Annotated in this window: 12 protein-coding genes; 3 read left to right on the top strand and 9 right to left on the bottom strand. The window is 35.3% G+C overall.

Annotated elements, in window-relative coordinates; genetic code table 11:
- From AAGD93_RS01940 to AAGD93_RS01980, 9 genes are all read right to left on the bottom strand, one after another.
- Window positions 1–1,179 carry a hypothetical protein gene (locus AAGD93_RS01940; RefSeq protein ID WP_341819701.1) on the bottom strand — a complete coding sequence of 393 codons (1,179 nt, stop codon included), beginning with the start codon at window positions 1,177–1,179 and terminating at the stop codon, window positions 1–3.
- 17 nt (window positions 1,180–1,196) lie between these two features.
- Window positions 1,197–3,125, bottom strand: coding sequence for a DUF4815 domain-containing protein (locus AAGD93_RS01945; RefSeq protein ID WP_341819702.1), 1,929 nt, complete (start codon window positions 3,123–3,125; stop codon window positions 1,197–1,199).
- 6 nt (window positions 3,126–3,131) lie between these two features.
- Complete coding sequence (locus tag AAGD93_RS01950) at window positions 3,132–3,815, bottom strand: hypothetical protein (protein WP_341819703.1); 684 nt, start codon at window positions 3,813–3,815, stop codon at window positions 3,132–3,134.
- Window positions 3,816–3,905: 90 nt separating this feature from the next.
- Window positions 3,906–5,954, bottom strand: a complete 2,049-nt coding sequence (locus tag AAGD93_RS01955) for an AAA family ATPase (RefSeq protein WP_341819704.1) — start codon at window positions 5,952–5,954, stop codon at window positions 3,906–3,908.
- A gap of 17 nt (window positions 5,955–5,971) precedes the next feature.
- Window positions 5,972–7,222: an AAA family ATPase gene (locus tag AAGD93_RS01960; RefSeq protein ID WP_341819705.1), complete on the bottom strand. Its 1,251-nt coding sequence runs from the start codon at window positions 7,220–7,222 to the stop codon at window positions 5,972–5,974.
- Window positions 7,207–7,707, bottom strand: coding sequence for a hypothetical protein (locus tag AAGD93_RS01965; protein WP_341819706.1), 501 nt, complete (start codon window positions 7,705–7,707; stop codon window positions 7,207–7,209). The genes AAGD93_RS01960 and AAGD93_RS01965 overlap by 16 nt, the downstream gene beginning before the upstream one ends.
- Window positions 7,708–7,744: 37 nt before the next feature.
- The gene (locus AAGD93_RS01970; RefSeq protein WP_341819707.1) at window positions 7,745–8,533 is read right to left on the bottom strand and encodes an AAA family ATPase; all 789 of its coding nucleotides are present in this window, start codon (window positions 8,531–8,533) and stop codon (window positions 7,745–7,747) included.
- An 11-nt stretch (window positions 8,534–8,544) separates the two neighbouring features.
- Window positions 8,545–9,366: an ATP-binding protein gene (locus tag AAGD93_RS01975; RefSeq protein ID WP_341819708.1), complete on the bottom strand. Its 822-nt coding sequence runs from the start codon at window positions 9,364–9,366 to the stop codon at window positions 8,545–8,547.
- Window positions 9,367–9,460: 94 nt separating this feature from the next.
- Window positions 9,461–9,955, bottom strand: coding sequence for a sigma-70 family RNA polymerase sigma factor (locus AAGD93_RS01980; protein ID WP_010962699.1), 495 nt, complete (start codon window positions 9,953–9,955; stop codon window positions 9,461–9,463).
- Between the two features lie 582 nt (window positions 9,956–10,537).
- On the opposite strand from AAGD93_RS01980, the gene AAGD93_RS01985 reads away from it, so the two are divergent.
- The 3 genes from AAGD93_RS01985 (at window position 10,538) to AAGD93_RS01995 (ending at window position 14,341) form a co-directional block, all read left to right on the top strand.
- Window positions 10,538–10,990, top strand: coding sequence for a crossover junction endodeoxyribonuclease RuvC (locus AAGD93_RS01985; RefSeq protein WP_226079873.1), 453 nt, complete (start codon window positions 10,538–10,540; stop codon window positions 10,988–10,990).
- A gap of 113 nt (window positions 10,991–11,103) precedes the next feature.
- The gene (locus tag AAGD93_RS01990) at window positions 11,104–12,315 is read left to right on the top strand and encodes a DNA modification methylase (RefSeq protein WP_341819709.1); all 1,212 of its coding nucleotides are present in this window, start codon (window positions 11,104–11,106) and stop codon (window positions 12,313–12,315) included.
- 133 nt (window positions 12,316–12,448) lie between these two features.
- Window positions 12,449–14,341, top strand: coding sequence for a hypothetical protein (locus AAGD93_RS01995; protein ID WP_341819710.1), 1,893 nt, complete (start codon window positions 12,449–12,451; stop codon window positions 14,339–14,341).
- Window positions 14,342–14,429: the final 88 nt, after the last annotated feature.

Here is a 14,429-nt window from a genome sequence, read left to right on the forward strand (position 1 = left end):
TTATGTTATAACAATCCGCAAGTTTTTTACCTTTGGCCGATAAATAACCGTTCCATTTAAAACCAATTTTATCCTTGTCTCATTGGCGTTAAAATTTGATAGCACATGAGTTCTCTCTACCCAATTTTCCCCTATTGGTTTTCCCGAGGTTAAATTTACTAGCTGCCATTCTTCGACGCTTTTCTGCACATATGCTTTAACATCTGCAGTGCCAGGTATTAGCGCATCATATGTTATGGTAATCTTAGTGTTAGCTCCTGCTGTAATGCTTCTTGTAACATAATCTCCAGACTCTGAAAGATTACCTAGAACTAGCTGTAACCCAGGATAGAGAACAGGACTTTTTTCTTGCCCTCCTTTTAGGCTTGCTTTTACCGTTAGCTCTCCAGATAGTCTTTCACGCAGTGCGAGCGGCAAATTATCAGACAAAAAGTTTTCTCTTCCCTCTTCATCTGTTAAGGTAAATTCCACATTGGTGTCAAATGCTACTTTTTCGACGTTTGTCAAAACAATTAAATCTGAAGTATTGTTTGCGGTAACTTTACCAAGATCAATAATGTGAGAAACTTCGCTAAATTTTGCAGCTAGTAATCGAAACGTTAAATCTAAATTTTGATGTGGAGTCCAGGTGCTTGCATTGCTAGATGAAAGTAATACTCCTACTTGATATGGCTGGCTTGTTACCCAACGGCTATTTACTGCATCATATTTGCCAAGTTCTGCTATTTTTACTGCAGTATCTGCATCATCAGTGAGTAGCACTATTGCATACTCTTGTCCTGCATGGCAAAACACTGGTAACCACTCTATACGTGTTGCTGTGCCATCTATCTTTATATCTTTTGGCTCAATATAGCTTTCAGCAATGACAGTCTGCGAGGGCATTCCCACTGCTGTTTCTCTAATCTGCACAACAACACGTTTTTTGCCGCTATTTGTGAACCATAAGTCTAGACCCCCTATGTGCCTACTTTCATTTAGTGTAAATGTTTGCGCTAAAGGATCAACTCTTCTTGCTGCGATCACTCTTCTTCTTTCTTCTATGGTAATAGTTTTTTTACCAGTATAAGTTGCTTCTCCATAGCTTCCTTTATCCCCGTAAAACTGTACTAATTTAGTACCTGCTGGAATATTTGCTGGGATTTTTATTTTTCCACTTATTTGTCCTTGATTTTCCATTTTTTTTCTTTTTATTTTTACATAGGTTGGATAATGATGCCGTCAAATTTTACTTCTTTAAGCCTTTCACCTAGCTCAAAACCTTCAATTTCAAAATCTTGTACTGCTTCTCTCATAAATTCAGCTTCGTATGAAGTACTTGACAGCAATTCTGTTGTTTCTTTAACATTAAATACTCTGGTTACTGGACTTTTCCAATTAGTGGTAACCTCTGTCCAGTGGTCAATGTTTTTATTTAGAGTAATTTGTGCCGGAACTGGATCAAAAGCTTGATATGGATTAATCTTTTCTCCTTTAGTCTGTAAAAGCTGCTCCAGTACCGGTTCAAGTTTATAAGGTAAAAGATAAGGTTCTTTACCTCTTTCAACATCAATAATTTCCACATCTATAGGTAAAATTAATTCTTTGTTTACTATCGCTGCAGACTGCGAAATTCCTTGATCACGCATATCATCATCAAAGAATGGGTCAACAAATACTCCTTTTTTGGTAGTAGGTTCTCTTGAATTTGCATCACTGCGTAGACGTTCCTGTGCAACCAGCGCATAAAGATCATTTATTCCTTTTTTCATTGCTTCAAGCTCATTCATCGGTACAGCATGAATAGCATTATTCACTATTTTTACCCCTTCTTTTTCTCCGTTTTTCCATGTCTGATGAATGTAGCAGAGCAAAAGTTGTCCAGAAGGTGCTTGAGGCATCGATGGTTTCCAAGAGTGGGAAATTCCTTTTATTCTCCTTACCACTCCTTTGCTATCGATAGTAATTAAATCATAGCGTGGCATTTTCCAGGTATAATCAATCAAAACCAGACTATTATCAACTGCTCCTTTTACTTTACACCCTTCTTCACTTATATCTTCAGGGCTTACATGAGTGCGACAGCGATAGGTTATCAGGTAACTACTTCCAGGTGCTGGTTCTTTTCCTGGTAGTGACCAATCAACATTTCCTGCGTTTAGTTTGTAATCTATACTGTTTTCATAAATAACATTGCCTTGTTTAATTTGAATAATCTCAAGTACTGCAGAGTCAGGTATCGGATCAATAGCTCCAGAATATGAACCATGAGTAATGGTAATGGTTTTTTGAACAGTGATATCTACTTTTTTAATTTCACTGATTGGAAAATCATTAACTTTAAGTTCCATTACTCTTTGGCTATTTGGCTGAAAAGTGTGTGGTTCTGATTCAACTGATTTTATATTCGGATCTTCATCAAAAGAAACACGAATGCTGTGAGGAAGTTCAATCTCATAACCATCAACATGAGCTTTACCCTCATTAATCACGAATACTTGCTTTTTGCCCTCTTCTTCCTTTTGCAAAAACATTACTTCAAGGCCATTTACAACGTAGGAACCATTTGCCTCTTTGTCATAACGGGCAAGAGCTGTGGTTACTATATTTGCTTGTGGAGGTGGTGAATGTTCTATCAGCATCCCATTTTCAATGTTATAAATTGGATAAAATTCCCCATTTGTAGAGTTAACAGTAACACTCTCTGCTTGGTATCCCCAAATGGTGGAAACTTTAAGCCTTGCTGCCCCTACTTCTTGATAATTACGTGTACCAACAGCAGGATCACGAAGATTTTCATCCTCAAGTTCTGTAATGGTAGATTCTACGTAATAAACACCGATACGAACTATAGTATTAAGAGGAACAACAAACTCTTCTTTTTCGACTTTTCTAACTGCACCACGCAGATAGATTTTTCCTCCTTCAAGTGTAACTTTACCAGTTTCTCTATCTATAATACAATTGCTTCCTGTTATAACATCACCATCACGAAATATTGCATCACCTATGCCTTTAAGCTTAGAAAGAGCATACTCCTGAGTCTCATTTAATTCTGCAGACTGTAGACCTCTTCCAGCAAGAAATAAGCTTTTCTCATATTCTTTGTCAGGATTAAAGCGGTTATAATAACTATTTAAGGTCATTTTGTTTCAAAAAGTTACAATAAATGAAAAAGTTTCCCGAGTTGCAGATGTTCTGATAAGTGGTACGGTGTGTTCCAAAACTAACAAAATTCCAGGATTTTCCACGTCTTTTGGCTCGAAATATCTCTGTCCTTCAGGTAATCCTTCTTTTATTTTATTACCAACCATAACTCCTAGCTCCCTGATAACTTGATTTGCTGCGTCCGTGAAATCAAAGGTAAACTTGAGATAAAGGTTATTGGTTGGTACATTAGAAGGGTTAAACCTCCCTGTTGGAGTCAAAAGCTCTCCATTCTCATCACCTGTGCAGAAAAGCACTTCATCCGCAGTACGTCTGCCAAGCTCATTGAGCAGTTTTTCAGAAGTTATCAGCTCTGGTGGTGTGCTTTCACTATATTCTACAGTAACTGCACTATTTGCCCTGATAGAGCTATTTTCCGTACGTTTTATTACACCACTACTGCTATCAACTATATAATCTATACTTGGCTGATAAGTTGTTTGTCCTGTAAAAACCCTTACATCTTTAATAGTGTGGTGATCTAGAGCTATTTCACCCTCAACAAAAACTTTTTCGACCTGATGGCTACTTCCAGAGCTTGAATCACCTGTTCCCCAAGCAAGATGGATAGATTGCTTTTTTATGCTGGCTGCTATTGCTGCTCTTCCTGATTGTGTGAGTATTGACATTCGAAAGTTTGACCCCTATATTATATATGTACGATGACTTCAAAATTCGTCCGCAAAAATCAAAATATTTTTTTATATCAGAAAAAATTTTTAGGAGAATAGCTCAGCTCCACAGCTAAATTTTCCAACACCACGAGCAAATGGTCCGCTAGGAATGTCAAGCCATTTATCTTCTTTTGAACCAGTAGCCATTCCCTTAACCAGCTTCCGTGTTTGTAACAGCTCTTGAACTATACGCTCCATTCTATCTCTTCCTATACTGTAAAACTCCTCAGGTAGTCTATGCCGCTGTTTATACACTCCTGTACTTCCTGTATGGGTAAATGGATGTCCAGAAATTGCTGCTCGTGTAATTGCAGTTATAAGATGCTGCTTTGAATCTTTTTCGTTCATATTTTTTATTCTTAATCTTTCAGTTATGTCCTCTAACAATCCTGTTTCTTCATTTCTTAAATAAGTGCGTAAAGTGCGATCAGCCAAACCGTTTGCTTTAACAATTGCTCCATAAAATAATGCATTCTGTCTTACAGATTCTCCTATTGATTTAAAAATTGTCGGTTTAGCTGTATCTTCCACAGACCAAAAAGCGTATGAACACCTAACACCATTAACAAGAGCAGATGTACCTCTAATGGCATCACGTGCTTGCTCAACAGTCGATATAGGTTTTTCACTTTTTGCCTTTCTCATATGATGGGCAGTAATTATTGATGCTCCAGTGCTACCTGCTAAATCAGATAATAAAGACATCAGATAATCACCTACGGCTGGGTCAGTATTTAAATCAGCATGCACGAATGATGCAAGTGGATCAAATACGATTAATTTTAAGTCTTTTATTTTATTAAGTTGTTTTGTTATCGATTCAAATTCAGGAGAAGTCTCTATAACTTTACCTGAAACACTCTTTATGATTGTAAGTGATCCACTAACATTTGGTAATGGTACAATAAAGAGCCTATCCTTATATTTTAATCTCTCGCATTGTGAGTCAAGACGCTCTAAACGACGATGTATTTCACTCATATCATCTTCTGCAGAGAATATTACAACAGATCCATGTTCAGTAACTAAAGGACCAAAACCACATGGCTGATCTTTTCTACTCGCAACTTTCAGTGCTAAATCAAGCAGAAGCATACCTTTACCAGTATCTCCCATTGCAGCTAGAATAGATGTCACTCCTAAAGGAAATAACCCTTCAACAAGAAACTTTTGCTCTGGTACTGGACCTATAAAACGTTCCACACTCCATTCTTGAATATTAAGAAATTGCTTAACGATGATTTTTTTCGAGTTATTTTCAATGGATTCAGGAATATTCATCTTTTCTTCTATACCATCAGCTGAATCCCATCCTTTTGGTTTATTCTCCGGTATTTCAAGAAGAGTAAGTGATAAAACACCAAGAAAAGTAAGCTTTTTCACAACTTTCTCAGCATATTGTTTGCCTGGTTCATCATTGTCTGGCCAAATAATAACATGCTTACCCTTAAGTGGTGACCAGTCTGTTTTCTCTATTTGTGCATTTGCTCCTAACATTGCAGTTGTGGCAGTTATACCTTGCTCTATCAGAGCATCTGCACACTTTTCACCTTCAACTAAAATCACCTTATCAGATTTCATAATACCTGAAATATTATATAAAGGCCTGATCTGTGGTGGAGTAAAACTAGACCTTTTTACATCAAAAGGAAGATATCTTTTTCCTGAATCAGTGTTATAACGATAAACTGTAGCAATCACTTGATCACTTTCATCGTAATAGTTCCATGATGCCGTTGGTTGCCCCAGAGTGTTATTTTTTTCCGAATAACCAATCCACTTAGCAATATCTTCTATCGTATCAGTAAATTGATTTTTTCCAGTAACAGCAGCCCAAAGATCAAAAATATCTCCTCCTTCTCCGGTAGAAAAATCATGCCATAATCCGGCTTTACTGCCAGTTAACTCCACTATCATACTTTTTCCTTGATTGCCTTTTAGATCACCTACATAGAACTTATCACCACGAAAAGTTCCTCTTGGCAGTAAATAAGAAAGACATGACCTTATATTTGATAGGAGTTGAGTTCTTAACTGTTCTTTCTTCCCTAATAATTTATAATGTCCATTTCTTTGTGAACAATAAATATCCATACCTACCTGAAGAATTTTTATGTTCTAGCTATAACGTTAGCAGATTTCCAACATCCATTAATCTTGTTGATGAATTTTGTTGGTATAGATCTACCGTTTCTAAGTTCATATACTACTTGCAAGATATTTGTACGTTTATTGGGTTGAAATATTACTATTCCAGATGTATAAAAACTTCTTAAAGCATTAGCACCAACGAGAGCTTGAAATGGATTCTTTTCCAATATAGAGGTAGATACTTTTTTGGTGTGATTTGTGATGATTATTCCAGCCATAGGATTAATCTTGGAACGTAGTTTTTCTATTGCATGCTGCAGACCATAGTTAACGTAATTATAAGGAGAATCAATCACAACTAAATCAAACTTTTCCTCTACCATATTTTTTATTTTTTCTATACCTTCTTCATTTAAGGTCAAATTCATCTTGTTCGTCACAACTAAGTTTTCTGTTGCTAAATGAGGAAGTTTGTTGAGTTGTTGTATACGTTCTCTAATGTAATCATATTCCATTTCGTTTTGTAGATAGAATATTTTTAGCGGTCTTGTAGGCTTCATACCAAGAAATGATCTTCCTGCTGCCAGATGTACCAATAGAGAAAGAAGAAAATGACTTTTGCCAATCTTTGGAGTACCACCTATGACCAAAAGACCACCAGGTGTCAAAATTCTTGAGCCTATTATATCTTGTGGCATTGGTGATTTGTCATTTAAGTAATGATTTACAGAAAATGCTTTTCCTTCGTTTTGTTTTTCTTGTAATATGGAACTTCTTTCATCTTTACCGTTCAACCATGTTTCAGCAGAATCTATATTACCTTTAACTAAAGTCCAAAGGTCTATTATACTTCCTTTCTTTTCTTCGATCAGGTTGTACCAATTTCCTGCATTTTCTCCTTCCATTTCAACTATTATCTTATTTCCATTTCTACTTCCAATATAGAATTTATCTTGGTAAGATTTGCCTTCAGGTAACAAATAAGATAAACAATCTTTGATGTTATTAATTAATAATGATTTTATTTTCAAAGCATTTTTAGATGAAAAATCCATAAAATTCTCCTTGTTTATTCCAAATTTGTTCAACATATTTTTTAGACGTTTAAAGTCAAGATTAGCCAGCTCACAAACAGTTTCAAAAGATCGTGAGCGAATCCATTGACAAGCCTCTTTTTTAAGTTTAGGGTTTTTTCCTGCTGCATCCTGAATAGCTCTAGTAATAACAGCAGCCCACAACTTTCCTTCGTCATACTTCAAAATGGCAACCAATCATCTTGAAAACTTTTTTGTAATTCTGGAGTAATAACTGTAGTAATCCTATTTCTATCTCCGTATGTATTATTAGTTTCAACGCCTACTTTTGCTGTAAACTCTAAATCGTTGAAATCAGCTATAGAGTTTATTCTTCTAGCGGTAACTGCTTTCTCTGAAGTGTCATTTGCATGAATATTTCTGGATGATTCCAAAATACTACGCAGCATAGAACGTCCAGATTCTCCCCAGATGTCTTCTTCACCTTCTGCTTTGCCATTTTTGATACCTATAATCTGAAAAATCTTGCGTTTTGCATATGGGCCTTCAGTGACGGTAAATTCTACATTTAAATAGATACTGCCAGTAGTGTAGTTTTTAGTGAACCAATTTTCATAACCTCCAGGCTTTATTGCCATTTTTACCTTGACTATTGTACCTTTCGGTATTAAACTGCTCCGCAGTTTTGCGTTATTAAAATCAGTTAAAAAATCTTGTAGCATACGCTCTCCTATAAGTTGATTTTAAAGTGAAAATTAGCTATTCCATTAGCTGCCAATGACCATTTATCTTATCGACAAGTTTATTTTGCACGCGTTCACCATTACGAAGCTCAAATACTATCTGGCGTACACTACTTTCTTCATCATGAGCAAACATCACCATACCAGTACTGTAAAATCCACGTAAAGATCCAGCACCACTTAGGCCTTGAAATGGATCTTCTTCGAGCATCTTTTTTGATAATTTTTTTGTATGATGAGTAAGTACAATACAAGCATCTGGATTGACAGCACTGCGTAGCTTTTCAAGAGTCTTTTGCAGAAAAAACAGCATAGCACTATTATCATTTTCATTTCCATATTCACTGCTAAAGATGTTACGTAATGGATCTATGGCCAAAACATCAGGTTTAAAGCGTTCATTCACAATTTCCTTGATTTCACTTATTTCATCATGATTAAATGATAAGTGCACTTTTGGCGTAATGATTAAGTTGTTAGCAGCTACATTCAAAAGTTCATTATCAAGTTGTTGCAAACGTTCTTTCATATATTCATATTCAATTTCAGTTTGCATGTAGAAGATTTTTAAAGGTCTATTTGAAGCCATACCAAGAAAAGAAACACCTGCAGCCATATGAACGAGCCATGAAATCAAAAAGTCACTTTTGCCGATTTTAGGTGGGCCACCCAGCACCAATAAGCCTCTTTTTGTTAAAATTCTTGGTGAGATTATATCCTCTGGTATTGGCGATCGATCGTCCAAGTATTCTTTCACACTGAAAAAAGGAATTTTTTGACCAATAGTTAAAAAGTTTTGTAGCATATAATAACCTCCTATATGTTAGGCGTGACAGATTGAATTGCAAAAGCTTTAGTTTTAATTTTTGTAAGAAGTTTTCCTAGATGCGGTTCTTCAACCATATTAAGGCAACCACTTCGATCTTTAGCAGGATATCCCCAAGAATTAATCGTCTGACAGACAAATGAACGAACCTCTGTACCATCATCTTTCTTGATTCCAACCATACTAATTACTTCGTCAACTATCCCAGGAATTTCACTTGCAGTTTTAGCTCCTTCACATTGAGGTAGCCAAGTTGAGCGATTGAAATCATCGAGGTATTGTCCAAGAGTTCCAACTGTAATGATGTCTTTATTTGGAATATGTTGAAACTGATTGAGCCAAGCCATCATTTCTTGAGCAAGTAACCCGTAAGCAGCTCTCATATCTTGTTTTCCTGATCTTTCAGAAAAAGCTTCAGGTTGCATTTTTGCCCACAATAGACATAAACGCGAGGCTACTGTAATACTATCGATAAAAATACATCGATACTTGAGAAACTCTGAAGCAAGCTCTTTGTATTTACTGGATACATGCTCATAGTGTTTTTGGCTATATGCTGAGTCAGATTTTAACGCAGGATTAGGACCACCTATGAGACATGCAATATCTCTTGCCTCATTCCAAGTACGAATACTTACAGAATCCCCTTGCCAATCTTGAACAGCAAGTAAACCTGCCTCAAAATCAAGACAAAGTGTTGGTTCATTTATGGTCTTTAAGAGACTAGTTTTACCTATACCATAAGGACCAAAGATGACCATTTTTATACCTGTTTGAACTTTTAGCCGTTCATTGCTGTTCATTATTTTCATTTTTCTCCCAGTACCTAAATATATATGTACGATGACCTAGGCAATTCGTCCGCAATTTGCAAAAAAAAAATTTTGAGCAAATATAATCGAGAGCTTATAACTTCTCTAAAACTGAGAATTTATTGCGTATTCGTTCTAGTGTGCGATAGATAGTTGTCTTTGGTATTTTGGTTATTACAGAAACTTCAGTAATAGTAAATACCTTAAGTAATTGACATAAATTACTATCTTTTTCAGACAAAGTTGAAATTATATTATTTATATCAGTGCGAATTATCGCTTCGATTTCCGAGTTCCTATGATCTGGAATATCGTCGTTTATATCATCAAAAGTTATATTACGTTTTAGACATAACTGATTGCGTAACATATTGCGAGCACAATAATTAGCTAATCTAGCAACGAAAGTACTAAAACTACTTCTTTTCTCATCGTGCTGGTTAAGATATTGCCAAACCTGACAAAAAAGCTCTTGTTCTATATCTTCGAGACTTTCGTTAATAAAACAGCTTTTGGATTTAAGGCGCGAAGCTTGAAATCTCACATGTTTAACAATTGTAGAATCGATTCCTTGATAAGAATTCTTCATAAAAACTCCAAAAGTTTCATGAATAGAGATTTTTACCAAGACTTTGTATGACTAATTTATTATAAAAAAGTAGTAATAATTTTTTTATCTAAAAGAATAAAATCTTTAAAAATTAAAATAAGATTTAAACGTTTTGATACACTACTGAAGCTACTTTTTCATAGGTAAAAAACTACCAATTTCGTACCTAATTTCTGAGTTACTAATTAGTATTTCAGAAAGCAGTAATCGTTAAGTTATTGATAATATTGTCTTTTTTATGTTCTATTCCTAAAAGCCGTTTCTAAAGTTAAGTGGCTAAAATCGGCCAGTAAAGAGGGTTTACGGATTACTGAAGTCTTATATATATTATATATATATTTAAATACAGGTAAAATATAATATATGATAATATAATAATATAAATATTGGCGTAATATAAGTTATGTAAAATAGTTATTAAGATAAGTAAAAACTCAAATGGCAGGATATGAAATTTTTTTTAATTTTTTTTCAAAATTGCGGACGAATTTGCGAGTCATCGTACATATATATTATACAGGGCATTGAACTTTAATTACACAAAGGAGTTTTTGTACGTCAATCTTAACGCTAGATCTCGGCAAGCAAACCGGCTGGGCAATTCTAACAGATGGAGTAATTGAAAGTGGAAGCAAAAGCTTTCATGGTAGCCGTTTCAGTGGAGGTGGAATGTGTTTTTTAAGTTTTCACAATTGGCTTAATTCTTTGAAACATGAGTTCACTGCAGTGTATTTTGAGGAAGTAAGAAGACATCTAGGAACTGATGCAGCGCATTGCTATGGCGGTTTTCTCGCAGTTCTGTCTGCTTGGTGTGAAGAGAACAATATTCCCTACCAAGGTGTTAATGTTAAAACTATAAAACGCTTTATAACAGGCAAAGGCAATGCAAGTAAGAGTGAAGTTATTGAAGCGATACGTGAAAAAAGTTTTTCACCTAGAGATGATAATGAGGCCGATGCTTTGGCATTAATGTTCTATATTAGTAAAGATATTAATAAGACGAAAAATCCATAAAAAGTGGGTCCTTTCGTCCATATTGGCGGGTTTGGTGGGTCAGACCCCAAGCCTTCTTTAGCGTCAGATATATTTTGAATATTAACTTTTTAATTATTAAGGATTGAAATTATATGAATTTAGCAATCCACTACTATCCTACTCGAAATCTGGTCGAATATGAGCGTAATCCACGTAAAAATGACGATGTAGTCAACAGAATGTGTGCTTCTATTCGGGAATTTGGCTTTCGTATTCCAATAGTTGCAAAAAGCGATGGAACTGTGGTTGATGGTCATTTAAGACTTAAAGCAGCAAGAAAACTTGGTATGGAGAGTATTCCAGTGGTCTTAAGTGATAATCTAAATGAACCACAAACCAAAGCTTTTCGATTACTGGCAAATCAATCAGCTAATTGGGCAAAGTGGGACGATGATCTTTTGAGAGTGGAAATTCAAGAGTTAGAAGATTTGCAGTTTGATCTTAAAATGACTGGATTTGAATTGGAAAAAGTTCAAAACTTTCTTGATGATTTAGATGGTGAAAAAGAAGATCTTTCTGACTTAGTTGTTGATGACAAAAAGGTAGAAATAACAAAGCCAGGTGATCTTTGGATTTTAGGTGATCATCGAATCTATTGTGGTGATAGCTCTGTAGTTGAATCATATAAAGCGCTGTTAGATGATAAAATGGCAGACATTACTGTTTGTGATCCTCCATATAACGTTGATTATGGTAATAGCCAAGACAAAAAGATATTAAATGATAATCAAGGTGAAAAGTACGAACTTTTTCTCTATGACATCTGTTCCCATATTTTAGCATATACGAAAGGTGCAATTTACATCTGCATATCATCATCAGAGTTTTCAACGTTGCAAAAAGCATTTGAGGAGGCAGGAGGAAAATGGTCAACATTTATCATTTGGGCAAAGAATCATTTTACGCTAGGCAGGTCTGATTATCAAAGACAATACGAAGCAATGCTCTATGGATGGAAAAGCGGCAATAAACGTGAGTGGCATGGAGAAAGAAATCAAAGTGATCTGTGGTTTTATGATAAGCCAACACATAATACACTACATCCAACAATGAAGCCAGTAGAGCTAATGGAGAGAGCAATAGTAAACAGCAGCAGATCAGGAGACATAGTACTTGATCCATTTAGCGGTTCTGGAAGTACACTGATTGCATGTGAGAGAACAGGAAGAATTTGTAGGACAATAGAGCTAGATTCAAAATTTGTAGATGTAACCATAAAACGTTGGCAAGTGTACACAGGTAGGGAAGCAATTCTTTCTGGTACTGGTAAAACTTTTTCAGAGATTCAAGAAGAAAAACAGTAAGAAAAAAGTGGAAAAGATAACGCAAACAGAAATTTAGTAAGCCTTGGTAGTTGTAATATTAATTTACTGGTATATACCGTATTTTAATGAGTTTAGCGTAACAAATAACTTTGGATTAAATGTGATGTACTCAATGAATCAAGCAAAGACGTTAGCTGGAGTAGTAACGTCGCAAACAAATAATGAAGCATCGTTTTCTGAAGAAGTAGAAAATAATGTTTCAAATTCTACACTATCTGTTAAGGAGAGAATTGAATTGTTTGAAAAAGGTACGAAGCAAGAACCTGACCTGAACACTGAATGCAAACTAGCTTCTTTAAATGTGATTAGCAATAGTAGCGATAGCAGTATTACAGCAAAAATAGACGAAGCAGGTGCTGATTTTTCAGTGAGTTGTTCTTCTTTAGTATTGGATGATGGTAAAGACATAGAGGACGAATTTAATGCAGTTTGTGAGGCAAATGGAATAGAATATAACCGTCCGTATTCTCTTGATCAGTTTGAGGCAGCATCCAACACATCTTCCAACCCCAAAATAGACAATACAAAAGAAATGCAAAAAGAGGAAGAGGATAAAGAATTAGGAGATAAACCAAAGCCGTTACCTAGGAATGGAATGTTGGAGAAGGACAATATTAGAAATGTAGCTCCACCTTCACCTAGAACAGCAGAAAATCATCGGTTGAGTATTATTCAGGATATTGCACCACCAAAGCTACCACATTCTTCTTTCCAATTAAATGGAGAAAAATGTGATGAGCAAGAAGCTATAGGAGAACCTATGTATGCAACTATAAACCAAAGTAAAAGATTCTCGAAAAGAGGTTTAGATGGTGAAATAAACGATCAAAGTCCGGAGATGGAAAAGTTAAATTCTGAAGAAACATCAATTAAGAAAGGATCAGAAGATATAATTGATGAACCTGTAGATCTGAATACAAAATTTTTAAAAAAGAGTTTGGAAGGAAGTGATAGTGGAATAGACAATAGAAGTGCAGAGATGACAAGATCAAATTCTCAAGTAACAGAAATGAGTGAGTCTTGTGGCAATCAAGGATGGGAGAATATGTCATTAAATCATGATAGTCCAGTTACACTTTCAACTAGCTCATCAGAAAAAAGTGATAATGAAGAAACCCCGTTAATTAAAAAAGAAAAGAAAACAAATAGAATTTTGCCAAGAGTAAAATATGCAGTGCAGCAGAAGGAATTTATAATTTTCGGTATAGCTGCTGTTGCACTTAGCGTTTCTGCAGCTTTGGTATATTTACAGGATAAAGCACAATTTATTGCATTTTTTGCAAACAGTGTCATCTATGTAACTATACCAATTCTAGCTGTTGCATTATTGGTTGCAATTAGTCCGATATTTTGTGGAATAAAGCAATTTAGAGATACTGAAGAGTGTCAAATAGGGGGAAAGAATGCGAATGAAACTTTGAATCAGGTGCTAAAGTATCAACCAAAAGATAAAGTAATAAAATCAGTCAAACTGGAATACGGCAATGGTACTCATTCGCATTTTACACTTAACGCTTGGGAGGGTAAGAACAACTTCATTAATATTGACGACAAAGTCATTAGTAGAAGAAATAAAGTAGAATCAGTAATCAAAGATAGGCCATTATTTACAGCATTATTAAGCAGTTTGGTTGCTGCAAATATAGTATTGCCTTTATTACTGTATGTAGAAGGTGGTATTAATAGTGTACAGAAGTTTTACCAGAACGCTTTGATTAATAACGTAGGGTTATCACTACTTATAGGCTCGAGTATACTTGCACTATCAGTGATATTCCTTGGAGTACATTACTACAGAAAAACAAATTGCACAAATCTTGTATATTGTGAGGAAAGAATTGAACCAGAAAAAGTTAATGGAAAGTTCATTGAGGAAATAAAGGAAGCAAGGACAAAAGTGCTTGAAGAAAACCATAGTAAAGATGCCAAATGCAGCAGTTTAACGCTAGAGCAAGTAGTGGTTGAATCTCATAACTACAAAGATGCAATTTATAGTATTAGTTGAAAATAGCCAAATTTCACTATGTAAAAAGAAAGCAGCTATAAACCGGAGTACTTCGCTCTATATTAGTAAAATATCTCTAAGACGCCGG

It is taken from the genome of Wolbachia endosymbiont (group A) of Brachyopa scutellaris, from assembly GCF_964026995.1.
In the GTDB taxonomy this organism is placed as follows: Bacteria; Pseudomonadota; Alphaproteobacteria; order Rickettsiales; family Anaplasmataceae; genus Wolbachia; species Wolbachia pipientis.